Below are 23,653 nucleotides of genomic sequence, written 5' to 3' on the forward strand. Positions count from 1 at the left end.
ATACTATAGACTAATTGGAAGTAAATCTTTGTAAGAGCACCTCATTATGGCTTATTGGCTTTTAAAAACAGAACCCGATGCATTTTCAATTGATGATCTAAAAAACGCTCCCGAGCAAACCTCTATGTGGGATGGCGTGCGTAATTATCAAGCCCGAAACTTTCTACGCGATGGCTTTAAACAAGGCGACTTGGTGATGATTTATCATTCAAGTTGTAAGCAAGTAGGGGTAGCAGGAATAGCCACGGTCAGCCGAGAAGCTTATGCCGACCCAACACAATTTGATTTAAACAGCGATTACTACGATGCCAAAGCAACCGCTGATAACCCGCGCTGGTTTGTCGTTGATGTAACCTATCAATCACACCTGAAAAAACTAGTTAGCCTGCAAGCAATTAAAGCCAATGATGCAATCACCGAAATTGCCCTTAAAAAAGGCGGTCGGCTATCTGTAATGCCTGTAACGGAACATGATTGGCAACAGATAATCGCAATGAGCGAGCGCTAAGCATATAAAATAGCGGCCATTTTTAATGAGCTGCTATTTTTGCTATAATTCGCCACCTTTATTTAAGAGGGTGCGTGGGGGATGTATGAAATTATTATATTGGTTAGATGAATGGATCAACCTGCCCCGCGATGCACAACAAAGCCAAGTCCCCTTTAGCGGCGGTGATTTACTTGGTGATGTGTATGTGAAATACCATATCATCGATGCTAATAAGCCTCTGCTATTTACCTTCTCACCTGCCGGAACCAACTACCAAGAACATGATCTCACAGATGATTTTTCGCCTTGGGCTTATAAGCTCGCGAAAAAACAAGATGTGAATGTGATTGCCTTTCAGCATTTAGGTATTAGTAACTGGTTTAGACACCGCAACTTATTATTTTTTATTGAGCAATTAGCGCCGCTGATTGGTGGATTTAAAGAGCGCTTAGGATATGGTTTGAGCCGCGGTGGCTTTGCTGTAGGAGCCTTTGCCAATTTGTTGAAGCTTGATAAGGTCTTATTATTTCACCCTGTCAGCACAAAAAATAAAGACAAAGCGCCGTGGGATGACCGTTCTAGCACAGATATCGCGCAAAAGTTCGATTGGAATGGCGACTATCACGATTTAGATTTAGGCCAAGCAAAGGGTTATATTATTTACGACCCGACCAATCGCATTGACCGAGCTCATGCAAAACGCTACCCAAAACTCACCCATTTACGGGTGTTTGGTATGGGCCATAGTGTTCATGCAACATACCTCAATAAGTTTGGTTTTTATAAAGATGTGGCCGTTGATTTTATTCGCCACCAGCAAGTCGATATTGCACAATTCCGCCAACAAACAAAAACGCTACGATTTAAAGAAGACTATTACCGTCGACTCAATAAGGCCAACAAAACATCGCCACATCGCTTAGCGCTACTGAGCACCGCCCACACTATTTTAACTGAAGAAAAAGCGGAGCATCTGCAAGAGCAAAAAGATGCGATCGATGTGCAGCCACTGATTGATGTGGCCATCAAACATCAGGATGCGCACCCCAAAGATGCCATTAAAATTTTAGAAGTCGCGCAGCAGCTATCGCCAGATGATCCCTTGATTGAGCATAAACTAAAACAGTTGAAGTGATACAACAGCAGTAGGCCGTCAGCCGTCAGCCGTCAGCCGTCAGCCGTCTGATCAAAATATAAACAGCACTTATATATGTAAACTCAAAATTTTACTGTGGAGTTATATAATTTCTATAATTTGCACACACTTCATTGTTGCGGTTGCTAAGACTATGCGTTAACTCATTTATCAGTAAAAAAACACTCTTTTCTCTTTTCAAATCAATAGGGAGTTTAAAGTTTATGTACTGATTAGTAGAAGAAACTACATCATTTTTCAAGGTACGAAGTTCATTACTTTTCATAATGACTTCCAACATACGAGCTTTTGTCAAAAACTCTACGTTCAACATTTTGAGAGTTTCAACCTTATCAAAATACAAGCTACTTAACTTAGCGTAATATTTTTTAGTTTCACCATTTTCTATATTATTGGAACTATAAAGGAGTGAATAAACATCATTGCCAATAGATGTGAGACTCCCGCAAGTAATATGAACTTTTTCTAAAGCCTCTAAAACCTCTAGCTTCTTTGAGTAATTGATCTGCTTTCGCCAAATCAATAAAGCATATAGTGCACAGACACCGCTAATGCCTCCCCCAAGGGCGGAAATAAAATTAATAATTTCAATTAAAGGTTTACTTATTAGGCTTGTCGATAAAGCACCTGCAAATAATAAGGTTAGCGCGATAAATAAGTGCTGTTTTTTTGACAATACAATTCCTTATTAAATACTAGCTCTTAGGTTTCACTTTACGGTGTTTTTTGACCCGCCCGTGTTTGGGGATAATAGTTAAGTACATCACTAAAGCTAACCACGAAAAGAAGATGATACCGATTAACCAAGCATTCTTTTCGTGGCCCTGAGTGCGTTTACTATTGAGCACAATGACCACAGGCAAAATGTAGGCACTCAAAACAATAATTAAAAACGCAACTTCATTCATAGATCATCATACCAACGCAGACCAATCAACTTCGTCGCTCAAAACTCGTTCTGCAGCAATATAATGCAAAATATCACCTTCACTTACTACATAATCCAACGGCGGGTTTAGGTCCATATTTTTTGCACTCAAATTATGTGCTACACCGAGTAATATCGCATCGTGGCTGTATTTAAAGTGATGAAACAGCTTGCCAAATTCCATTGCTTGCACGCCTTTTGGAATAGGTAAACTAAACTGAGTATCACCATGAAGTGTTGATAACAACTCTTCTTGCACCCGGCTTGAACCTGGATCTTGCATCGAACGCACTAAGATTTCGGCTGATTTAGCACTGCTACATTCAACATTGTGACAGTGCTCATGCAGCATTTCGATTTTAGTTTCGTCAGTAAAGTGCGCACTAATGTGACAATGCTTATTTACTAACTTGCTGATACGCAATGCTGTTGTGAACGTTTGATCATCATCTTGACCATCAATAATAATTTTATCAGCGCGTTCAATCGCGATTCTTTTCAACTCATCTAGGTCGGTAAAGCTACTAAGACGAGCAAAATCAACCATTGGATTTGTTAAAAATGGGTGCTCCATTTGTTCAGTAACCGCCAATAGAATTCGACGATCTAAGCGTTTTTGATCAGCAAGAATATAGTCAACCATCTTCTTAGTTCGAGTATCGTGCCAACCAAAAATAATAATGTGATTGTTTATATGTGCGAAGCTTTTATCACCCGTCATAGCGCGCCTGATTAAGTAAGTTACTGTTTGCCCTGTTTTTCCCAACAGAACGCCAAATAGTGCTAAACCAAAAGGTATTTGCAGTAATGCAACAATCCAGCGGCCAAGCTCGGTGCTGGCACTAAAGTCGCCATAGCCAACCGTTGATGTTGTCACAACATAATAATATACGTAGGTACTTAGTGGTGTTAAAGCTTGCTCTCCTGCAAGCATAAGCAGCCACCATATAAGTAGCATATGCAAAAGCGTGGTAACGACCACAGCCTGCCAACTTACTTGATCAATATGACTGCGGATAAGTACCACTATACGATTTAATAAATAGTGCATGATCCTTGCGAATTATCGTGGAAGAAATTAACGATACGGTACTGGAATGCCAGCTCTTTGGCAACTGATGGAAAATTCCTAATGCATGTCGATGAAAAATAATAGTAGACTATACTATCTCTGTATTAGGTGTTTAGGGTGAAATATGTCAGGTGTTCTTGCTTCTGTTGATAAGCGTACGCAACTGGTCGGTGAAAACCGCTTAGAGCTTTTGCTATTTTACCTACACAGTCGTCACTTATTTGCACTCAATGTGTTTAAAGTTAAAGAAGTGGTAAAGCTGCCACATATTAGCAAAATTCCTCACGCGCATCCTAAAGTGTCGGGTGTGGTTGATATTCGCGGTGAATCAATTCCGGTGATTGATTTGCGCAAAGCGATTAACATGCCTGAAGCGAAGCACATCGAAGATACAAACCTCGTCATCACTGAATACAATCGCACCGTACAAGGCTTTTTAATTGGCAAGGTTGATCAGATCATTAATATGACTTGGTCAGACATTATGCCGCCGCCAACCGCAATTGGTAAAAATCACTACCTCACAGCCTTAACAAAAGTAAAACGCGATGGCCAAGAGCATTTGGTTGAAATAATCGATGTAGAAAAAGTACTTGCCGAAATCGTCGAGTACGAGGTTCACATTTCTGAAGATATTCTTGATAAGAGTATCGTAAACGAATTTGCAGGCCGCAAAATTCTTCATGCTGATGATTCACCAACGGCTCGTAAACAAGTAAGCGATACTTTATCGCAGCTTGGCATCGAGATTATTCCTGCTCGTAACGGACTTGAAGCACTCGAAATGCTAAAAAGCTGGGCTGATCAAGGCAGAGATGTTGAAAAAGAATTACTTATGGTGATCACCGATGCAGAAATGCCCGCAATGGATGGTTATCGTTTAACACACGAAATTCGCAACGACAGCCGCATGAAGAACCTACATATCGTGCTCAACACATCCTTGAGTGGTAGCTTTAACCAAGCTTTGGTCGAGAAGGTTGGCTGTAATGCGTTCTTATCTAAATTCCAGCCAATACTGTTAGTCGAAGAAGTTCAAGCCCGTTTAAAAGCCGTGCTTGAGCAAGATTCACAGTAAGCGTTTTTAGCATCCAGTTTTAAAACATACGCTAAAGCAACGGCGTCGCAATTTGCCAATCATCGTTATTCATGATTTATTGGCATTATCGATTCGACGACAACAATAAAAACTATGCTAAATCGCGTTGCTAAACCATTCACTAAACTAGTTGAGCGTTACCTACCCGACCCGTTTATATTTGTTATTTTGCTCACCTTACTGAGCTTCATCGTTGCAAGCCTCTTTACCCCATCAACACCCACACAAGTACTTGCCGCTTGGGGTGGAGGGTTTTGGAACCTATTACAATTTGCCATGCAAATGCTGCTGGTTCTGCTAACGGGCTATATGCTAGCAAGTACTCCCGTTATGCGCAGTATACTCAACAAATTGGCAACTCTCGCCAACAGCCCAGCTAAAGCAATCATTCTCGTGACCCTCGTATCTTTGCTAGCTAGCTGGCTAAATTGGGGTTTCGGTTTAGTGATTGGCGCTTTGTTCGCCAAAGCAATTGCGAAACAAACCCGCGTTGATTACCGTTTGTTAGTAGCCAGTGCTTATTCAGGTTTTATTGTTTGGCATGGTGGCTTAGCCGGTTCAGTGCCACTGACCATCGCAACCGATGGCCATTTTGCACAGCAAAGCATTGGTATTATAGGCACCGAGGAGACAATTTTTTCTGCATTTAATATCGCCATTGTTGTGGGGTTATTTATTATCATGCCGCTTGTAAATCGCTATATGTTGCCAAGCGAGACAGACAGCGTTTATGTTGACCCCGCAAAGCTTGATGATGAAACTAAGCAAACAGCAACACCTACCCGCCCTGCCGAAATAATAGAGCATAGTCGTTTGCTAGGTATGGGAATAGGTGCCGTTGGCCTTGGCTATTTATTCTATTATTTTGTGCTCACCGGAGGTGGCCTAAATTTAAATAGCGTGATCGCGATTTTCTTATTTAGCGCAATTTTACTGCATCAAACACCGCATAATTTACTCAGTAGCTTACAGCAAGCAATTCCCAGTGGAGCTGGCATAGTGATTCAATTTCCGTTTTATGCAGGGATCATGGCTATCATGGTAAAAACGGGACTTGCTCAACAAATCTCTGAAGGATTTATTGCCATTGCAACAGCCGAAACGCTGCCTTTTTGGAGCTTTTTAAGTGCAGGGTTTGTGAATATCTTTGTGCCATCAGGCGGCGGTCAGTGGGCAGTGCAAGCGCCAATTGTCATTCCCGCAGCACAATCACTTGGTGCTGATATGCCACGTGTTGCTATGGCTGTCGCATGGGGTGATGCTTGGACCAACCTAATTCAGCCGTTCTGGGCACTCCCTGTTCTCGCCATTGCAGGCTTAAAAGCAAAAGACATCATGGGCTTTTGCTTAGTGCAACTAGTGATCACTGGCGTGTTTATATCTGTGATGCTGAGCTTTTATCCTTAATAGCCATATTAAGGTAAGTATTGAGTAGAGCTCATGATTAGTTTTGTAAATAGGCTAATCATGAGCTTAAAGTTATGCAATGCAATTACAGTAATTGAAATTGGTCAGCATCTAAGTGAGCAGGAAAAGCCTTTCTAAAGTCATCTAACGGTGATTTTTCTAAGCGCTTAATAATGATACCCGATTGGTTATCTTCAAGCGCAGCCAAAGTATCACCTTTAAAATCATAAACCGCGGTGCCACCACTGTGAGCAATATCATTACCATCTGCACCAATACGATTGACGCCCACGACATAACACACGTTTTCCATTGCGCGTGCTTTTAACAGGGTATCCCATACATGGCGACGTGCCGCCGGCCAATTGGCTACGTTGATCATCACATCGTAGTCATTGCAGTTTCGTTGGAATACAGGAAAGCGCAGGTCGTAACACACTTGCGGTAAAATGCGAAAATCATTGATTGTGAATATCTCGCGTTGCGTACCTGCTGCAACAAAATTACCTTCGTTACCTAAGCAGAATAAATGGCGTTTATCGTAATACTTTACTTCACCATTTGGCCAAACCCAATAAAATCGATTGGCCTTTTTGTCACCTTTTGCAACTAAAACAGAACCAGCAATCACGGCATTCTTTTGCTTCGCAGTGGCTTGTAACCAGCTAAGTACGTCGCCTTGTTCAGGCTCACTGCAATCTAGATTAATCGCAAAACCCGTGGCAAACGTTTCTGGCAAGACAATTAAATCGACCTGCTCGTTTAAGTTATTAAGCTGCTCAGAAAAATGCGTAAGATTAGCGTTTTTATCAAGCCAATGCAGTGATGACTGCACTAAAGCCAAGGTTAAAGTTGACATAAAATCTCCGCAGCACGTTTTAATGTGTCATCATTTTTTGCAAAACATAAACGAATCACTTTATCGCTGCTTGCACTGTTGTAAAACACACTGAGTGGCACAGCTGCAACCCCCGCTTGCTCGACCAACCAATGACAAAACTCAACATCATCAAGATCAGACACATCACTATAATCGAGTAGTAAGAAGTAAGTGCCTTCACTTGGTAATATTTTAAAACGGCTTTGCGCTAACGCTTCGCTGAGTAAATCACGTTTTTGTTGATAAAAATGACTTAGCTCATCAACATGATCAGGCTCTAACTCAAGCATATCGGCTAATGCATGCTGAGCAGGCGTAAAGCTTGAAAAAGTCACATATTGGTGAATTTTACGAAACTCCACCATGAGCTGAGCGGGTGCTACACAGTAACCCATCTTCCAACCAGTGCTGTGAAAGGTTTTACCAAAACTTGAAATCACAAAACTACGTGCAAATAACTCAGAGTCGGTCAGCGCACTTAAATGCAAAGCGCCATCAAAGGTAATGTGCTCATACACTTCATCACTGATCACATATAAATCATGCTCAGCAACAAGCGCTTTAAGGGCGTTAATATCTTCTGTTTTAAAGATTTTACCGCTTGGGTTATGTGGCGTGTTGATGATGATGACACGTGTTTTGTCTGTGATGACATCGGCTACGGCTTGCCAATCGATTTTATAATCTGGCGCATGCAAAGCGACATGAACTGAACGACCGCCTGCAAGCTCAATTGCTGGTTGGTAAGAGTCATAAGCAGGGTCAAACACCACCACTTCGTCACCCTCTTTGACAAGTGCTTGAATCGCTACAAATAATGCCTCTGTTGCCCCTGACGTAACAGTAACTTGTTGCTCGTAATTTATGTTGTTATGGTATTTTCTCGCTATCAGAGCCGCTATTTGCTGTTGTAGCTTTGCAATACCACTTGAAGGCGCATATTGATTTACCCCCTCAAGTACATAATGATTGAGTTGTTTTTTTAGCAATTCAGGTGCATCAAACTCAGGAAAACCCTGAGATAAGTTAATAGCTTGATACTGATTTGCCAGAGCTGTCATTTGACTAAAAATGCTGGTGCCTAAATTCGGCAATTTACTTTCAAACACAGAGGTTCCTTAAAGATGGTTTTGCGCCCGAAGCGATGCTATCATTGCTTAAAACAGATGTATAGCCGTCTAAATAACTTTTAGAATGTCGAGGAATATATGCATAACAATACCGCTATTTCAGAACTAATTGAAGCTGGTAAATGGGTAAGCCAACGTGGCTGGGTCCCTGCTACTGGTGGTAACTTTTCAGCCCGCACTGCAAGCGGTTATGTCGTCACAGCAAGTGGCTTCGATAAAGGCCAACTCGGCACTCATGCGTTTATTGAGTTTGACCATGAAGGTAATCGCACTAAAGGCTCTGGTAATCCATCAGCTGAAACTGAGCTACATTTAAATATGTATAAGCTTATCCCATCAGCTAAATTTGTTTTGCATACCCATTCTGTTGCAGCAACTGTGTTATCGCGTGTGATCAAAGGTCACGCTATCAATTTACATGGCTACGAAATGCAAAAATCTTTAAGTGGTGTTAAATCGCATTTAGATACGCTAAGTATTCCTATTTTTGATAATGACCAAGACATTGACCGTTTAAGTTTATTGGTCAGTGATCATCACCTTCACACCCCTATCGAACATGCCGTATTAATTCGTGGTCATGGTTTATACGTGGTTGGTCGCGATATCAAAGAAGTACAGCGTCATTTAGAAGGCTTAGAGTTTTTGTTTAGCTGTGAACTTGAACGCTTAAAACTAGAAGGCATTCAAGCTGGAGTTCAAGCATGATCAAAGCAATTTTAACCGATATTGAAGGCACAATTACCCGCATTTCTTTTGTTAAAGACGTATTATTTCCTTACGCGGCAGGGCAATTACCTGAGTTTGTGAAGTCACATCAAAGTGACCCAGAAGTAGCAGCCCAAATAGAGGCTGTTAAGGCACATATAGAGCAACCAGAAGCCGATATCGACACGGTTATTAGCCATTTAATTCATTGGATTGAAACGGATCAAAAAATTACCCCACTTAAGCAGTTACAAGGGTTAATTTGGCAAACAGGCTACGAAAATGGTGATTTTACTGGCCACCTTTACCCTGATGCTTATGACTTTTTACAAGCCCAAAAACAAGCTGGTAAAAGTTTATATGTCTACTCTTCGGGCTCTGTGAAAGCGCAACACCTGATTTTTGAGTTTTCTGATTATGGTGATGTTAGACCTTTATTTAGTGATTACTTCGACACCAAAGTTGGCGCAAAACAACAGCAGAGCTCTTATGAGAATATTATTGCAGCCTTGCCTTTTGAAGCTGCAGAAGTGCTGTTCTTAAGTGATGTGGAAGCAGAGCTTGATGCTGCCAAAGCTGCTGGTCTTGGCACTTTACACCTTGTTCGCGATGGCCAAGCAGTCAGCGACGCTCACCCATACATTAACGATTTCACAGCATTTAGTGCGGAGCTTTTAGCATGAGCCAATTAACTATTTTTAATGATAACAACGCAGACAACATACTGTTTCACAGTGAAGACTTAAGCGCGATTGCGAGTGAGCTGAATGCGGTTGGCGTTCGCTTTGAGCAGTGGCAAGCAACGGCACAGATTGACCAAGATACCAGCCATGACGCTATTTTAACTGCCTATACTAACGATATAGAGCGCCTTAAGGCTGAAGGGGGTTATCAAACAGTGGACGTTATTTCGCTTGCTAAAGGTAATCCAAATGCCAGCGAATTACGCAGCAAGTTCTTATTTGAGCATACACATAGCGAAGATGAGGTACGTTTTTTTGTGAAAGGCCAAGGTTTATTTTGCTTACACTTAGGCGATAAAGTGTATCAAGTGCTGTGCCAGCAAGGTGACCTTATTTCTGTTCCTGAGCTCACACCGCATTGGTTTGATATGGGCAGCGACCCTGAATTTACAGCAATTCGCTTATTTAATAATACCGAAGGTTGGGTAGCTAAAAGCACTGAGTCAACCATTGCTAACACCTTCCCACTGCTGGACTAACATGGAAAAGCTATTTTCTTACGGTACCTTACAGTATCCGCAGGTTCAGCTAGATACCTTCGGGCGCTTGCTCGAAGGTCAACCAGCTACATTAACCGGGTATGTTATTGGTGAAGTCGAGATCACCGACGAAGCTGTCCTTAAAAGTAGCGGCCAGCGTTTTCACCCAGCGTTAATCAAAACGGGCAAACAAAGTGATACGGTTAATGGCACAATTTATTTAATCACCGAACAAGAGCTTGCTCAGGCAGACGCTTACGAAGTGGATGAATATCAAAGAATTGCAGAAACATTTCAGTGTAGCAGCCAAGCTTGGCTATATGTTGCAAAAAACAGCCTTTAATTTACAAATATAAAACAAAAAAACCCAAATCAAGAACAAAAGCTGTTATTATCTTCCCCATCAAGATTATTACATTTTAGTTAAAGGACTAAACATGGGGTCGGCATTTTCACCCTTACGCGATACCGTTATTTATGTGGGTGAGTGGCAATTTAACACTCAGCAGCAAACCATCAGCGATGGCACGCATACGCGCGAACTAGAACCTTTACTTTATAAACTCTTGTGCTTTTTCATTACCCATAATGATCGCATTATCACTCGCCAAGAATTGGTTGAAAACATTTGGCAACAAAGCTTCGTTGATGACAATGCCATCAACCGCGCCATCTCAGAATTAAGAAAAGTACTCAAGTCAGAAAAGCAGCCTGGGCAAACCATTAAAACCCATTACCGCAAAGGCTACAGTTTATTTATTGAAGTTAAGTTTCTTGATCACGCGGTGAGTACAGAGCCGCTAAAAACAGAAAATGTAATAACAGCAGATAAAGACGCTGAGACTCAAGTTAATACAGCCAACATTAGTCCAAAAAAAGATCATACTTCTCGCTGGCCGTGGCCTTTTGCAGCCTTAGTATTGAGTTTACTGCTTGCTGCTATTTGGTTGTTCTTACAACAACCTAAAGCCACTACTGAAGACCAAAGCGAAGCACCACTTTTAGACCTGCAAGTAGAAACGATTTCCTGGCATAAAGGCACACACTACCGCTTAATGCTCAATCAAGACAAAACAAAATTAGCCTACATACTGCAAAATGATATTGATGATAAGTACCTTTATGTTGTCGACTTAACAACTAAAAAAGAGTACCAAATTGCATCAGGGGATCTCTTTTTACAAGGCTGGTCTGACGATGGCGAGCGTCTATTCTATGGTTCATGTGAAGGAAGTGATTACAACGATTGTATTGCTTGGCAAGCAAGCAACCTGTTATCGAATGAAGCTTTAATTAAGCCTAGAACCAATCAATTTATACGTAGCTTATCTCCAACCCAGTACATGGAGGTCGGCAATGTGGCAATTACAAGACGAAATAACTACCGTGGTTTAACTCACTTAAACGCCCTTTATGCTCAAGATTTAAAAACAGGTGAAGAAATTCGCATTACTTCACCAAATATCACAGGGACTGGCGACTACATTTTAACCACCATCAAAAACCCTAGTCGGATTATTTTCGAGCGCCATAATGTGGGTCAAGCAGAGATTTACATGGCAAATTTAGACGGCAGCTCACTTAAACTCTTAACGACGAACAACTACCGCTCTTGGGCTGCGACTTATGATGAGCAAACTAACTCGCTGGTTTGGTATAACCGCGGTAAATTGACGATCGAATCATTTTCGTTTGATACCATGAGCCGAGGACAACCTGTTAAAGCACCAGTAAAGCGAGCTAATTTCGCCTACCCCCTTAATAAACAAAGTGTTTTGATCAGCACTGATTTACACGACAATGATGGGGCCATATTTGACTTAAAATCAAAACAAATGAGCTATATTGCTACGGCAAATAAGCATGAGGATGATGTTGTCGCACTACCGAATAATGATGTCTACTTCGCTGATTTTGAATTCTATAAGCGCCAACATTGGCTGAGAAAAGATAACCAATATATAGATATAACCGACAAGCTTGGCGAAGATACGACCGTTATTACTGCAAATAGCGACAGCAGTCAGCTCGTAAGTTTTAATAAAACCACTCAGCAACTAAGCTTATTAAGTGCCAATGATTTTTCAGAAATTAAACACTGGACGCTACCAGGAAACAGCAAATTGGCAGCAATCAGAGGCAATAAAATTGCAGTGATTTATACAGAGCTTAGCAGCCAGCAAAACCAAATAATGATTTTGCACACCAATAGCGATCACGTTGTTAAAAGCACCATCGACACCCCTTTAGAAATTGCTTGGTATGATGATGATCAGCTAATCGTGCATTCTAAGTACGCAAAATACCTGCTACTAGACAGTGACAATAATACCTATAGTGAACTGGTGACCCCAGACAAACTTATCGAGCTAAAACCTTCGATTATCTCGATGGCAAGTAACCAGCACAGCTTGTACATCGCCACCGAAGCAGAAGTGTATAGCATCAACTTAGCAAAAATGAAGGATGTTGAACTTGCAGTTCAACTGCAGCATTTGCACTTTATTAGCCATCTCAATGCCAATAATGACAAGCTCGCTATTTCATTCTTAACAGCAAATACTCAAAACAGCATTGAGCTTTACACTAAAAAAAGTGCTGAGTAATTTCTACTTTAACTGCTTTAGGATACCTTGCTCGATATCGGATTGGTTATAAACGCCGCTATCGAGCACCCAGCCTGTGACTAGGCTCGCCGGTGTAACATCAAATGCCGGGTTATAAACCTTTGCGTTAGTCGGTGCCCACATCGCTTCACCAAAACTACCACTAACACCGCGCACTTCGTTGGGACTGCGTTGCTCAATTTCGATATCGACACCACACACCGTTTGTGTATCAAGCGTCGTAAGTGGCGCAACGACATAAAATGGAATGTTATGGAAATGCGCTAACACAGCGAGGTTATAAGTGCCGACTTTATTTGCAAAGTCACCGTTTGCAGCAATACGGTCTGCACCTACAAAGATTTTATCTACTTTGCCCGCAGCCATTAAACTGGCTGCCATGTTATCGCAAATCAAAGTATAAGGGATTTGCCAACGCTCAAGCTCAAAAGCTGTTAAGCGGCCGCCTTGCAGTAACGGTCGTGTCTCATCAACCCAAACATGAATATCGCCATGGCGTTGCTGCGCTTTATAAATCACACCTAATGCAGTGCCTACACCAGCCGTTGCCAACGCACCTGTATTACAGTGCGTTAAAATGTTATCGCCTTTATCAACCAAGGCAGCACCACGTTCTGCCATGCTATCGCAAAGGGCAATATCTTCTTTAAATAACTGTTCAGCAGTCGCGACAACAGCAGCAACATAATCAGTCTCTGTCAGTGCTGTACGTAACTTGGCCATACAGTGCATTAGGTTAACGGCGGTTGGGCGGGTTGCTTCTAGTTCATCTATAGCAACCGCAAGTGCTGACTGACTCATGCCCTGCTCTGCTAAATGTGCAACCAATAAACTCGCTCCTAAGCCAATTAAAGGTGCGCCTCTAATTTTTAAGGTCAAGATCAGGTCTTTCATCGTTTCAACATCATTGCACACATGCCAATGCTGTTGATGTGGCAACAAATACTGGTCAAGCACGGTTAACGTACCTTGCTGATATTTAATACTGCTGGCGATGAGATCTTGCATACTGAATCCGAATTACTAATGAAAAACTAATTTAAGTGAATAGTTATTTTACATCAGTTTTGACAACTAACAAGCTAGATGTATGGACATCTAAACGGTTACAGGTATAGAATGCTTAAAGTTAATTGTATTACGAGATAAAGCTATGGCTAACTATACTGCCTTCACTGCAGAGCATGCTGTTGATTACATTAAAAAACTTATCGAAAATGAGTTAAGCTCAGTATTCGCTGCTGATGCTACACTGACTGCATACGAATTTGGTGATGGAAACTTAAACTTAGTTTTTCGTGTTGCTGATCAGCACAACAACAGTGTAATTTTAAAGCAGGCACTTCCTTACGCCCGTTGTGTAGGTGAGTCATGGCCGTTATCGTTAGACCGCGCACGCATTGAAGCCGAAGTATTGATTAATCATGGTCAGTTATGCCCTGAACATACTGTGGCAATACTGCATCACAATGTCGAGTTGGCGTTAACCGTACTAGAAGATTTAGGCGACCTACAAATTTTACGTGGCGCACAAATCAAGGCCGAGCAATTCCCATTACTGGCCAATCATGTTGCACTGTATTTAAGCCGTACAGGCTTTTATAACTCAGACTTTTATTTATCTGCTGAAGATAAAAAAGCCAAAGTCAGTCAATTTATTAACCCTGATTTATGTAAGATCACGGAAGACTTATTTTTCACTGATCCGTACATTGAACATGAGCGCAATAATTTCCCTGCAGAGCTTACTGAGCACGTCGAAAGTATTCGTAATAATGATGCTTTAAAACTAGCCGCAGCGAAATTAAAAGCGAAATTCTTATCATGCCCGCAAACTTTATTGCATGGCGATATGCATAGTGGCAGCATTTTTGTTGATAGCAAAACCACTAAAATGATCGACCCAGAGTTCGGCTTTTTTGGCCCTGTTGGCTTCGACATCGGCTCATTTATGGGTAATTTGTTACTAAATTACTGTGCCCAAAATGGACGTATTGCCGAACAAGCAAAGCGCCGTCAGTATCAAACTCATTTATTAACCTGCTTACAAGACTGTTACAGCCAATTTGAACAACATTGGTTAAACCTAGCAAGCAGCGAAGCAACTGATATTAGCTTTGCAAACCGCGCCTTTATCGAAGATTACTTACAACACGTATTGCGTGATGCAATTGGTTACTGTGGCGCTGAACTTATTCGCCGTACTATTGGTTTAGCCCATGTTGCTGATATCGTTGGAATTGAAGATGAACAAGCGCGTTTAGCAATACAACAACAAACACTCGTACTTGGCGAGCAACTGATGCTCAATGCCACAAGCTGTAACAATAAAGACGAGTTCTTTTCTTTATTAATCAGTTTATTAAATTAACTAGCAAAAAGTAAAAAGGCGCTCAATGCGCCTTTTAATTATTCAACTCAACTAGATTATTTATTGTAGTGTTCATACATTTTATCGAGCGGCTCTGATAAACCATTCTCCTGTACTACACGCACATGCTGGCGAGCTAACTCACGGGCACTTGATACACCACACGAGTGAGCAATCAGCCCTGCACCATAGTGAATAAACTTATTATAATTAGCGACACGCTGTGCCTTATCGGTCACATCTAAGCCTCGTTGTAAGCGTTCATTGTGAGTCGTAATACCGGTCGGACAGGTATCTTTATTACACTGCAGAGCCTGAATACAACCTAGCGAAAACATATGACCGCGCGCCGAAACAATAAAATCAGCCCCAAGTGCCAATGCCCAAGCCACTTTTGACGGTACGATTAGCTTACCCGATGCAATCACTTTCACTCGCTCTCTGAGACCATGTTTTTTTAGCAGATCGACAACCAAAGGCAAGCTCTCTCGAAGCGGTAAACCAACTGAATCCATCAAGGGTTGAGGAGCTGCGCCCGTACCGCCGTCGGCACTATCAATAGTGATGAAATCAGGCGCTGATTCAATGCCTCGGTTATTAATTTCACTGAACAAGGTTTCGAGCCAAGTGTATTCACCAATCACCGCTTTAAAACCGGTTGGTTTACCTGTGGTACTGCGTACCGTTTCAATCATATCGAGTAAATCTGCTGGGCATTTAATCTCTGGGTGACCATTTGGACTAATCGAGTCATGCCCTTCAGGAATGCCCCGGATCTTTGCAATTTCAGCAGTCACTTTACGCCCTGGTAACATCCCCCCTTTACCGGGTTTGGCACCTTGACTCATTTTAATTTCGAACATTTTAACTTGTTCATGCTCAGCAATTGCTTTGAGTTTTTCGATGCTTAATTTGCCGTGCTCATCTCGTACACCATATTTTGCCGTGCCAATCTGAAACACAATATCTGCACCACCTTCAAGGTGATAAGGACTGAGCCCACCTTCGCCTGTATTCATCCAACAGCCTGCTAACTTTGCACCTCGCGATAACGCACGAACAGCAGGCTTAGATAAGGCACCAAAGCTCATACCAGAAATATTAAATAACGAGTTTGTTGTATAAGGAGTTTGGCAATAAGGCCCTAACGTGACTTCACTAGGGTCAAGTGCATCTTCATCTAAGGTTGGAAACGCACAGTTCATAAACATCACAGTGCCCGTTGCCTCAAGACTTTGTGTTGAGCCAAAGGCCGTAGTACGGTCAACATTTTTCGCAGCACGATAAACCCAGCTTCGATCAGCACGGTTAAATGGCAACTCTTCTCTATCCATTGCAAAGAAGTATTGACGGAAGAATTCACCTTGGCGCTCAAAGAAATAACGAAATCGGCCGATCACCGGGTAATTACGGCGAATCGCCTGTTTAGACTGCGTCACATCACTAATGTAAAAGCACACAATCACCAGCAAACCTATGCCGAGTGCAAAAATAAATAAGCTGGCAAAAACATCGATACTAAAAATTATAAAATCACTCATCCAAGGCCCCTTTGTGAAATGACATCCTTCAAAGCATATAAGGTGTTTATATTACGTGCAATAAACAAAAAAGGCGTGATGTAAATCACGCCTTTCTCATCTGCTATGCTGCTCGTTTTGCTAGCTCAGCTTTAATATAAAGTTGAATTTGCTCTTCAAGCACCGACATTGGCACTGAGCCATGACGTAATATTTGGTGGTGGAATTCGCGAATATCAAAGTCTTGGCCAAGCGCTTGCTCTGCTTCATGGCGTAAACGTTTAATCGTTAGCTCACCAATTTTGTATGACAACGCTTGTGCAGGCCATGAAATATAACGGTCGGTTTCAGTCTTCACGTTATGTAATGAAAGCGCGGTGTTTTCGCTCATAAATTTCATTGCGCGTTCGCGACTCCAGCCATACATATGCATACCTGTATCAACCACTAAACGCGCGGCACGCCACATTTCATAAGTTAATCGTCCAAAATCACTGTATGGGTCTTGGTAAAAGCCCGCTTCGATACCTAAAAATTCCGAATATAAGCCCCAACCTTCGCCAAATGCCGACAAATATGCATTGCGGCGATAGCTTGGTAATGACTCAAGTTCAGCATTAAGTGAAATTTGTAAATGATGACCAGGTACAGCTTCGTGTAGCGTTAATGCTTCAAGAACATATAACGGACGCTTATCGAGCGCATAGGTATTAACCCAGTAATAACCCGCTTGATCATCACGACGAGACCCTGAGTAACGACCGGTTGTATATTTAGGGGCAATACTCTCAGGCACTGGCGCAACACCGTACGGCATTCTCGGTAAGGTATGGAATAATTTAGGTAACTGCGCATCCATTTTTTTGGCGATGTAAGACGCTTCTTTTAGCAAATCTTTCGGTGTTTTTGCGTAAAATTGCGGATCAGTACGTAAAAAGTGGACAAAATCAGCAAACGAGCCTTCAAAACCTACTTTCTCAATAATTTTTTCCATTTCTGCACGAATACGCGCGACTTCTTGTAAACCCAGCTCATGGATTTCTTTCGGCGTCATATCAGTAGTGGTGTAATACTTGGCGCGATTTTCATAAAACGCCTTACCATTTGGTGTACTTGAAATGCCAATGTCAGTACGTGCACCCGGTTGATATTCGTTATTAAAGAAAGTTAAGTAACCTTGATAAGCCGGAATAACCTGTTCTTTAATAATGGTTTGTGCTTGCTTTTGTAATGCAGCAAATTCGCTATCACTCAAACCTGCCGTGTTATTTAAGAATGGTTTGTAAAATTCAGACTGGGTAGCATCATCAACAATATAAGCCGTAATAGAGTCTTGATAGCCTTCTAACACAGCCTTTGGTTGGGTTAAACCCACTTCAAGACCTTTGCGCATCCAGCCGATATTTTGCGAGAAATAGCGGGGAATTTGCTGCAATTTAGCAAGGTATAACTGGTAGTCTTGCGGTTTTGTGTAATCAGAGCTAGAAACCATAAACGACAAGCTAGAATGAAACCCATACTCAGATGTCAGTGGCATATAGTGCGTATTGAAGACATATTCATCGACACTATTTTGCACTTGGCCACGCAAAATAGTCAGGTTAATGCGGTTTTCTTCAGATAACTTATCACGGTCTATAGCATCTAGCTCAGCAAGTAATTCAGTATTCTTCTTGTATTTTTGCTCTAAAAATTCAGCCGATAGATTTTCTAATAAATACCCATCTACGCCATTTTCTTTGCCATATGGGCTGATGCTTTGGCGATAATTAACAATATTTTCGGCTACTTGAGTAAATTGCTGATCAGCATCAATATTTGTTACCTGACAAGCGCTTAAAGTACACGCTAAAGCAACCGCAATAACAGAGCGGTTTAAAGTTCGCGACAGTGTTTGTTTCATAGCATTCTTTTTAGTTTTAATCAGTATCGCTAAAGTAGCGCAGCACTGGCTAAAACCCAAGCAAATGCGACCAAGCTCAGGTTAAATGCGCTTAAATTAGCAGCGCTGTTTAAACAACAGTGAGCAAGCTTTAAACAATTTTTAATTACACTTGTTAAAGTTGTTGAGAAAATCAGCTAATAGACACAAACGAAACAAATTTAAGTTCCAAAGTTAGCGATTTTGCTTTTAAATAGGTTGATTACAGATTACTGTAGACTCAGTATTTATGCTTGGAAGCAAATACACCTTACGGAAGAGATTATTAATTGGTTGATATGCGTATTTAGTGGTATTGAAAAATGATGTTCCATGATTCCATGGCTATTGCTCAAGAAAAAATGACAAAGGTATGTATCTTTTTAGAACATCACGCATTACCGCCGTCACCACTAAACTATCAGGTTGTTTATACCTACGTCAGCCAATCTAATCCAAAACTTAACGCCGCTATTGACCGTGCAGTCGCACAAAGAAAAACCATCGATTGTGTTTATGTAGAACAGTTGTATTTCGATTTTATGGAACAAGGCCATAAAATGAAAACGGCGATTGTTCGCAATGTTGACTCGGTTATAAATACCCTTTCGCGTAATGCCAGCAATAACGAACAAAACATTGTGCGCTTTGCCGAACAAATTACCGATTGTGTGCATTCAATTGATGAAAACAACATTGAGCAAACGCGCCACGCATTAAAAATGCTCAGTAAACAGTCTGAAGTGCTGCTCAATCAACATCGTCAATTTAAGCAAGAAATAGCAAAGGCAAAAGCACTTCAAGAAAAAACCCAAAAACAACTCACCCAATTACGTAAGCAACATATCACCGACCAGCAAACTGGCTTATACAAACGCCATTACTTAAATCAACAAACCCAACTCTGGGTTGGTCAAAATAAAGCGGTTTGTGCGATTTCTATTCATATTGAGAACTTAAACCATTTTATTGAAAACTATGGCGATGTGATTGGTGAGGTGATTTTAAATAAAGTCGCGAAGCAAGTGCAAAAGTACGTGCGTGAAAGCGGTTTACCTGGGCGTACAAGTAAAGATGAGTTTACCATTTTACTTGCTGATATAGAGCCTGAAACGGCGAACTTAATTGCCGAAAAAGTACGAAATGGTGTCGAAAAGCTACGTTTTGTCAGCTCCAAAAATGGCACTAAACTCCCCGCGATTACCCTAGCTCTAGGGATCGCGAAACATGAAGGTGATGGCGACTTTAACAGTTTAGCCCGAAAAGCATCTTTAGCAGCAGCAAAAGCAAAGTCACTAGGGCAAAGTAGTTTTATTGCCGGCCAATAAAGTTTAAAACTGCGCTAAGTCATGAAAAGCCACGCTAATCTGATGATTTAGTTATAATCAAATTGCACCCCACAGCTACAATCAAGTACACTAGTCTTTATTGCCACGATAGAGATTAATCATGAACGAGAATCAAGAAAAGACCACGCATTTTGGCTATAAAACCGTTGCTGAAAACGACAAAGCATCAATGGTTGCAGATGTATTCCACTCAGTCGCTGCAAAGTATGACGTAATGAATGATCTAATGTCGTTCGGTATTCATCGTTTATGGAAACGCCAAACTATTGCAAGTTCTGGTGTTCGTAAAGGTCACTATGTATTAGACCTTGCTGGCGGTACAGGTGATTTGACCGCTAAATTTAGTCAGTTAGTTGGTGAAACAGGTCAAGTTATCTTAGGCGATATCAACTCTTCAATGCTGAAAGTTGGCCGCGAGAAACTGCGTAATCTTGGTCGTGTTGGCAATATTGAATATGTACAAATGAATGCCGAAGCATTGCCATTTCCTGACAACAGCTTTGATTTAATTACGATTGCCTTTGGTCTTCGTAACGTGACCGATAAAGATAAAGCACTTCGCTCAATGTATCGTATTCTTAAGCCGGGCGGCCGCTTACTGGTGCTTGAGTTCTCGAAACCAGAACAAGAAGCGCTAAGTAAAGCCTACGACTTCTATTCATTCAATATCTTACCTAAGATGGGTCAGTTAGTGGCAAATGACAGCGAGTCTTACCAATACCTTGCTGAATCAATCCGTATGCATCCAGACCAAGAAACATTGAAAGGGATGATGGAAGATGCCGGTTTTGAACAAACGAGCTATCAAAATCTAACTGGCGGTATTGTTGCCCTTCACCGTGGTTTTAAATACTAGAAATTCTGTAAAGTAAGTAGGTAACGCGATGTTAGCAAACGCTCTGTTATCACTCGTCGAACGAATCATTAATCAATTGCTGCCGCTAGACCCCCAGTTACAGGGCAAGCTTGCAGCAATTGCTGATAAACAGCTGCTGATTGAAGTTCGTGATTGGCAACAATCCATTTTGTGCGTTTACAGCGACGAGCAAATTCACTTATACAGCACGCAAGAGCGCAGTTTTGACTGCATGATCAGCGCTGATATCAACACCTTGTTGGCCCTTAAAGATCCATCAATGCTGACGCAACTCATTCGCCAAGATAAGCTTGACCTACAAGGCGATTTAAATCTTGCGCAAGGTTTTAGCAATGCGTTTGCAGAGCTTGATATTGATTGGCCTGAACATTTTTCGCGTTATATTGGTGATGCGCCAGCCCAGCAGTTATGGCTTTCTTTCCAAGCTCTAAAACGTCGTGGTTCACAAACAAAAAGTAAGTTAGAAAATACCCTAACAACACTTTGCCAAGATGAGCTATCAGTGACTATTCACCCACTAGAACTTGCTGAATTTAAACAGCAAAATCGCCAATTAAAAAGCCAAGTATCTCAGTTAGAGATGCGAATTAACGCGCTGTTACAGTCTCGCTAATGCGCTAAGGAACTTGTGTGTCGTCTGCTCGCCTTTATTACATCACTAAAACACTCCTGAGCTATGGCTTAGACGAATTAATTCCACGTAAGCGAGTGCCTTGGTTTGCAAAGCTTGCCCGTGGCAGCTTATTTTGGTTACGTAATCAACATAAAGATAAACCTGCAGGTATGCGCTTGCGACTTGCTTTGCAAGAGCTTGGCCCGGTGTGGATCAAGTTTGGCCAAATGCTATCGACACGCCGTGATTTACTGCCGCATGATGTCGCATTAGAACTTGCCTTATTGCAAGATCAGGTTGAGCCTTTTGAAGGTGAACTTGCTCAGCAGCTTATTGAAAAAGCGCTTGGCATTAATGATATCAGTGAGTTGTTTAGTGATTTTTCGCAAACACCTTTGGCATCAGCATCGATTGCACAAGTTCACACGGCAACCTTAATTGATGAACATGGTACACCTCAAGATGTGGTGATTAAGGTCATTCGCCCTAACATTAAAGAGCAAATTGATGCCGACTTAATGCTAATGCAAAAAGTCGCACGCTTAGTGGCTAAGTTATTAAAAGAAGCGAAACGTTTACGCCCAATTGAGGTAGTAAACGAGTACAAAAAAACCTTGCTGGATGAGCTCGACTTAATGCGTGAAGGGGCGAATGCGATTCAGCTACGCCGTAACTTTGAAGATTCAGATTCTCTCTACATTCCTTTTGTTTACAGTGATTATAGCCGCAGTAATGTATTAGTAATGGAGCGTATTTACGGTATTCCAGTATCTGATACCGACGCATTGCTGGCACAAAATACCAATATGCAGCTGCTGGCTGAACGCGGGGTTGAAGTGTTTTTCACACAAGTTTTCCGTGATAGTTTTTTCCATGCAGATATGCACCCGGGTAATATCTTCGTGTCTCGCGAAAACCCGCATAATCCAAAATACATCGGCATCGATTGCGGCATTGTCGGCACCCTTAATCGTGAAGACAAACGCTATTTAGCAGAGAACTTTATTGCCTTCTTCAACCGTGATTACCGCCAAGTCGCACAACTACACGTAGATTCTGGCTGGGTGCCAGCCGATACCAGTATTGAAGAGTTTGAGTTTGCGATTCGTACTGTGTGCGAACCCATTTTCAATAAACCGCTTGCCGAAATCTCGTTTGGCCATGTGTTAGTAAACCTGTTTAATACGGCTCGTCGCTTTAATATGCAAGTTCAACCGCAATTAGTGTTACTGCAAAAGACGCTGTTGTATGTTGAAGGCCTTGGCAGACAACTGTATCCGCAGCTTGATTTATGGAAAACCGCTAAACCTTTTCTAGAAGATTGGGTCAAAGAACAAGTTGGTCCGCTTGCAGTAATGAAAAAAATGTATGCGAACTTGCCATTTTGGGCAGAAAAAATGCCTGAATTACCTGATTTAATTTATCAAAACTTAAAACGTCAGCAACAACCTGTACAATTGCCAGCGCCGCAATCAGCTAAACCTTTGTTACTTAGCATCTTTGCGGGTAGCTGTTTGATTGTTTCAGGCTTATGTTATTTACAGCATGACTTAATCGCCAGTGCAATTACGGCAGGCTTTGCTGTCGTGGGCTTTATCGCAGCATGGCGTAGCGCATAAACTAAGTGCTATTTATGTTTTGGTGAGTATAATCGAGACAAGTCTATTCAATAAATTTGATAAAAAACGGAGTAACCCATGGGTTTTGGTGGTATCAGTATTTGGCAATTAATCATTATTTTGGCAATCATCGTTTTGTTATTTGGCACAAAAAAACTTCGTGGCATCGGCGGTGATTTAGGTAGCGCGGTAAAAGGCTTTAAAAAAGCCGTGTCTGACGATGACCAAACTAGCGCTAAAAGCGAGAAAATAGAACAAGCTTCTAACACGCAAAGCAAAGAAACCGTAGAGAAAAGCAAAGACGACCATAAGGCTTAATCAACATGGGGATGTGGGAACTTGTTGTCGTACTGATCGTGGGTCTGATTGTATTAGGCCCAGAGCGCTTGCCTGTGGCAATTCGCACAGTGAGCCGCTGGGTAAAAACATTAAAGTCAGTCGCCAACTCAGTGAAAGCTGAAGTGAACGAAGAACTCCGTATCCATGAGCTTCATGAAAATTTAAAAAAAGCAGAGCAACAAAACTTGCAAGAACTCTCGCCTGAGTTGCAAGACTCTGTAAACGAACTTCAAAAGGCTGCTCAGTCAGTCACCCACAGTTACAAAAAAGACACGCCTGAAAAAGCAGAAATTAATAATAATGACGAAAAAAAGTGAATTTAAAC

General features: G+C 41.6%; 24 protein-coding genes. 16 read left to right on the plus strand and 8 right to left on the minus strand.

What is annotated here, in order from left to right; genetic code table 11:
- Positions 1-46 precede the first annotated feature (46 nt).
- Together CWC28_RS12155 and CWC28_RS12160 are read left to right on the plus strand one after the other, a co-directional pair.
- A complete protein-coding gene (locus CWC28_RS12155) occupies positions 47-508 on the plus strand; it encodes an EVE domain-containing protein (protein ID WP_063701034.1) in 462 nt (153 codons plus the stop codon).
- Between the two features lie 85 nt (positions 509-593).
- Positions 594-1,625, plus strand: a complete 1,032-nt coding sequence (locus tag CWC28_RS12160) for a cytosolic protein (RefSeq protein WP_138625213.1) — start codon at positions 594-596, stop codon at positions 1,623-1,625.
- A 91-nt stretch (positions 1,626-1,716) separates the two neighbouring features.
- On the opposite strand, the gene CWC28_RS12165 is transcribed toward CWC28_RS12160, so the two are convergent.
- Genes CWC28_RS12165 through CWC28_RS12175 form a run of 3 tightly spaced genes read right to left on the minus strand, consistent with a single transcriptional unit; the run spans position 1,717 to position 3,625 of the window.
- On the minus strand, positions 1,717-2,322 hold the full coding sequence (locus tag CWC28_RS12165) for a hypothetical protein (protein WP_105173908.1): 606 nt from the start codon (positions 2,320-2,322) through the stop codon (positions 1,717-1,719).
- Between the two features lie 19 nt (positions 2,323-2,341).
- A complete protein-coding gene (locus tag CWC28_RS12170; RefSeq protein WP_063701030.1) occupies positions 2,342-2,554 on the minus strand; it encodes a hypothetical protein in 213 nt (70 codons plus the stop codon).
- A 6-nt stretch (positions 2,555-2,560) separates the two neighbouring features.
- Positions 2,561-3,625: a potassium channel family protein gene (locus tag CWC28_RS12175; protein ID WP_063701029.1), complete on the minus strand. Its 1,065-nt coding sequence runs from the start codon at positions 3,623-3,625 to the stop codon at positions 2,561-2,563.
- Positions 3,626-3,770: 145 nt separating this feature from the next.
- Between CWC28_RS12175 and CWC28_RS12180 the strand changes: the two genes are divergently transcribed.
- Complete coding sequence (locus tag CWC28_RS12180; protein WP_063701026.1) at positions 3,771-4,724, plus strand: chemotaxis protein CheV; 954 nt, start codon at positions 3,771-3,773, stop codon at positions 4,722-4,724.
- A gap of 114 nt (positions 4,725-4,838) precedes the next feature.
- Positions 4,839-6,152: a short-chain fatty acid transporter gene (locus CWC28_RS12185; RefSeq protein ID WP_063701021.1), complete on the plus strand. Its 1,314-nt coding sequence runs from the start codon at positions 4,839-4,841 to the stop codon at positions 6,150-6,152.
- Between the two features lie 85 nt (positions 6,153-6,237).
- Here CWC28_RS12185 and CWC28_RS12190 read toward each other — a convergent pair whose 3' ends face one another.
- Both CWC28_RS12190 and CWC28_RS12195 read right to left on the minus strand, forming a co-directional pair.
- Positions 6,238-7,011 (minus strand): amidohydrolase, encoded by a 774-nt coding sequence (locus CWC28_RS12190; RefSeq protein ID WP_063701019.1) that lies wholly within the window; start codon positions 7,009-7,011, stop codon positions 6,238-6,240.
- On the minus strand, positions 6,999-8,141 hold the full coding sequence (locus CWC28_RS12195) for a methionine aminotransferase (protein ID WP_105181029.1): 1,143 nt from the start codon (positions 8,139-8,141) through the stop codon (positions 6,999-7,001). The genes CWC28_RS12190 and CWC28_RS12195 overlap by 13 nt, the downstream gene beginning before the upstream one ends.
- A 99-nt stretch (positions 8,142-8,240) precedes the next feature.
- Here CWC28_RS12195 and CWC28_RS12200 point away from each other — a divergent pair, with 99 nt between their 5' ends.
- From CWC28_RS12200 to CWC28_RS12220, 5 genes are all read left to right on the plus strand, one after another.
- Complete coding sequence (locus CWC28_RS12200; RefSeq protein ID WP_063701015.1) at positions 8,241-8,870, plus strand: methylthioribulose 1-phosphate dehydratase; 630 nt, start codon at positions 8,241-8,243, stop codon at positions 8,868-8,870.
- Positions 8,867-9,553 carry an acireductone synthase gene (gene mtnC / locus CWC28_RS12205; protein WP_063701012.1) on the plus strand — a complete coding sequence of 229 codons (687 nt, stop codon included), beginning with the start codon at positions 8,867-8,869 and terminating at the stop codon, positions 9,551-9,553. Before CWC28_RS12200 ends, mtnC begins: the two co-directional genes overlap by 4 nt.
- Entirely contained in the window at positions 9,550-10,092 is a 543-nt protein-coding gene (locus tag CWC28_RS12210; protein ID WP_063701010.1) for a 1,2-dihydroxy-3-keto-5-methylthiopentene dioxygenase, read from the plus strand. Before mtnC ends, CWC28_RS12210 begins: the two co-directional genes overlap by 4 nt.
- A 1-nt stretch (position 10,093) precedes the next feature.
- Positions 10,094-10,435 carry a gamma-glutamylcyclotransferase family protein gene (locus CWC28_RS12215; protein WP_138625214.1) on the plus strand — a complete coding sequence of 114 codons (342 nt, stop codon included), beginning with the start codon at positions 10,094-10,096 and terminating at the stop codon, positions 10,433-10,435.
- Between the two features lie 94 nt (positions 10,436-10,529).
- Positions 10,530-12,698: a winged helix-turn-helix domain-containing protein gene (locus tag CWC28_RS12220; protein ID WP_063701005.1), complete on the plus strand. Its 2,169-nt coding sequence runs from the start codon at positions 10,530-10,532 to the stop codon at positions 12,696-12,698.
- A gap of 3 nt (positions 12,699-12,701) precedes the next feature.
- On the opposite strand, the gene mtnA is transcribed toward CWC28_RS12220, so the two are convergent.
- A complete protein-coding gene (gene mtnA, locus CWC28_RS12225; RefSeq protein WP_105181026.1) occupies positions 12,702-13,727 on the minus strand; it encodes an S-methyl-5-thioribose-1-phosphate isomerase in 1,026 nt (341 codons plus the stop codon).
- A gap of 145 nt (positions 13,728-13,872) precedes the next feature.
- Between mtnA and mtnK the strand changes: the two genes are divergently transcribed.
- Positions 13,873-15,090: an S-methyl-5-thioribose kinase gene (gene mtnK, locus CWC28_RS12230; RefSeq protein WP_138625215.1), complete on the plus strand. Its 1,218-nt coding sequence runs from the start codon at positions 13,873-13,875 to the stop codon at positions 15,088-15,090.
- 56 nt (positions 15,091-15,146) lie between these two features.
- On the opposite strand, the gene CWC28_RS12235 is transcribed toward mtnK, so the two are convergent.
- Complete coding sequence (locus CWC28_RS12235) at positions 15,147-16,631, minus strand: FMN-binding glutamate synthase family protein (RefSeq protein ID WP_063700999.1); 1,485 nt, start codon at positions 16,629-16,631, stop codon at positions 15,147-15,149.
- 103 nt (positions 16,632-16,734) lie between these two features.
- Positions 16,735-18,513 carry a DUF885 domain-containing protein gene (locus tag CWC28_RS12240; protein WP_063700997.1) on the minus strand — a complete coding sequence of 593 codons (1,779 nt, stop codon included), beginning with the start codon at positions 18,511-18,513 and terminating at the stop codon, positions 16,735-16,737.
- 359 nt (positions 18,514-18,872) lie between these two features.
- On the opposite strand from CWC28_RS12240, the gene CWC28_RS12245 reads away from it, so the two are divergent.
- From CWC28_RS12245 to tatB, 6 genes are all read left to right on the plus strand, one after another.
- Positions 18,873-19,859, plus strand: a complete 987-nt coding sequence (locus CWC28_RS12245; protein ID WP_063700996.1) for a GGDEF domain-containing protein — start codon at positions 18,873-18,875, stop codon at positions 19,857-19,859.
- Between the two features lie 121 nt (positions 19,860-19,980).
- On the plus strand, positions 19,981-20,736 hold the full coding sequence (ubiE, locus tag CWC28_RS12250; protein ID WP_138625216.1) for a bifunctional demethylmenaquinone methyltransferase/2-methoxy-6-polyprenyl-1,4-benzoquinol methylase UbiE: 756 nt from the start codon (positions 19,981-19,983) through the stop codon (positions 20,734-20,736).
- Between the two features lie 28 nt (positions 20,737-20,764).
- Complete coding sequence (locus CWC28_RS12255) at positions 20,765-21,370, plus strand: ubiquinone biosynthesis accessory factor UbiJ (RefSeq protein WP_063700993.1); 606 nt, start codon at positions 20,765-20,767, stop codon at positions 21,368-21,370.
- 17 nt (positions 21,371-21,387) lie between these two features.
- A complete protein-coding gene (gene ubiB / locus CWC28_RS12260; protein ID WP_063700992.1) occupies positions 21,388-22,989 on the plus strand; it encodes a ubiquinone biosynthesis regulatory protein kinase UbiB in 1,602 nt (533 codons plus the stop codon).
- A 78-nt stretch (positions 22,990-23,067) separates the two neighbouring features.
- Positions 23,068-23,307, plus strand: coding sequence for a twin-arginine translocase TatA/TatE family subunit (gene tatA, locus CWC28_RS12265; RefSeq protein ID WP_138625217.1), 240 nt, complete (start codon positions 23,068-23,070; stop codon positions 23,305-23,307).
- Positions 23,308-23,312: 5 nt separating this feature from the next.
- Complete coding sequence (gene tatB, locus CWC28_RS12270; RefSeq protein ID WP_105173902.1) at positions 23,313-23,645, plus strand: Sec-independent protein translocase protein TatB; 333 nt, start codon at positions 23,313-23,315, stop codon at positions 23,643-23,645.
- Positions 23,646-23,653: the final 8 nt, after the last annotated feature.

This window comes from Pseudoalteromonas sp. S4492 (assembly GCF_005886115.1).
In the GTDB taxonomy this organism is placed as follows: Bacteria; Pseudomonadota; Gammaproteobacteria; order Enterobacterales; family Alteromonadaceae; genus Pseudoalteromonas; species Pseudoalteromonas gelatinilytica.

What these genes read in the sequence shown, in the direction of transcription:
- CWC28_RS12155 (WP_063701034.1), top strand. Translation starts at nt 47, where the DNA reads ATGGCTTATTGGCTTTTAAAAACAGAACCCGATGCATTTTCAATTGAT.
- CWC28_RS12160 (WP_138625213.1), top strand. Translation starts at nt 594, where the DNA reads ATGAAATTATTATATTGGTTAGATGAATGGATCAACCTGCCCCGCGAT.
- CWC28_RS12170 (WP_063701030.1), bottom strand. Translation starts at nt 2,554, where the DNA reads ATGAATGAAGTTGCGTTTTTAATTATTGTTTTGAGTGCCTACATTTTG.
- CWC28_RS12175 (WP_063701029.1), bottom strand. Translation starts at nt 3,625, where the DNA reads ATGCACTATTTATTAAATCGTATAGTGGTACTTATCCGCAGTCATATT.
- CWC28_RS12180 (WP_063701026.1), top strand. Translation starts at nt 3,771, where the DNA reads ATGTCAGGTGTTCTTGCTTCTGTTGATAAGCGTACGCAACTGGTCGGT.
- CWC28_RS12185 (WP_063701021.1), top strand. Translation starts at nt 4,839, where the DNA reads ATGCTAAATCGCGTTGCTAAACCATTCACTAAACTAGTTGAGCGTTAC.
- CWC28_RS12190 (WP_063701019.1), bottom strand. Translation starts at nt 7,011, where the DNA reads ATGTCAACTTTAACCTTGGCTTTAGTGCAGTCATCACTGCATTGGCTT.
- CWC28_RS12200 (WP_063701015.1), top strand. Translation starts at nt 8,241, where the DNA reads ATGCATAACAATACCGCTATTTCAGAACTAATTGAAGCTGGTAAATGG.
- mtnC (WP_063701012.1), top strand. Translation starts at nt 8,867, where the DNA reads ATGATCAAAGCAATTTTAACCGATATTGAAGGCACAATTACCCGCATT.
- CWC28_RS12210 (WP_063701010.1), top strand. Translation starts at nt 9,550, where the DNA reads ATGAGCCAATTAACTATTTTTAATGATAACAACGCAGACAACATACTG.
- CWC28_RS12215 (WP_138625214.1), top strand. Translation starts at nt 10,094, where the DNA reads ATGGAAAAGCTATTTTCTTACGGTACCTTACAGTATCCGCAGGTTCAG.
- CWC28_RS12220 (WP_063701005.1), top strand. Translation starts at nt 10,530, where the DNA reads ATGGGGTCGGCATTTTCACCCTTACGCGATACCGTTATTTATGTGGGT.
- mtnA (WP_105181026.1), bottom strand. Translation starts at nt 13,727, where the DNA reads ATGCAAGATCTCATCGCCAGCAGTATTAAATATCAGCAAGGTACGTTA.
- mtnK (WP_138625215.1), top strand. Translation starts at nt 13,873, where the DNA reads ATGGCTAACTATACTGCCTTCACTGCAGAGCATGCTGTTGATTACATT.
- CWC28_RS12235 (WP_063700999.1), bottom strand. Translation starts at nt 16,631, where the DNA reads ATGAGTGATTTTATAATTTTTAGTATCGATGTTTTTGCCAGCTTATTT.
- CWC28_RS12240 (WP_063700997.1), bottom strand. Translation starts at nt 18,513, where the DNA reads ATGAAACAAACACTGTCGCGAACTTTAAACCGCTCTGTTATTGCGGTT.
- CWC28_RS12245 (WP_063700996.1), top strand. Translation starts at nt 18,873, where the DNA reads ATGGCTATTGCTCAAGAAAAAATGACAAAGGTATGTATCTTTTTAGAA.
- ubiE (WP_138625216.1), top strand. Translation starts at nt 19,981, where the DNA reads ATGAACGAGAATCAAGAAAAGACCACGCATTTTGGCTATAAAACCGTT.
- CWC28_RS12255 (WP_063700993.1), top strand. Translation starts at nt 20,765, where the DNA reads ATGTTAGCAAACGCTCTGTTATCACTCGTCGAACGAATCATTAATCAA.
- tatA (WP_138625217.1), top strand. Translation starts at nt 23,068, where the DNA reads ATGGGTTTTGGTGGTATCAGTATTTGGCAATTAATCATTATTTTGGCA.
- tatB (WP_105173902.1), top strand. Translation starts at nt 23,313, where the DNA reads ATGGGGATGTGGGAACTTGTTGTCGTACTGATCGTGGGTCTGATTGTA.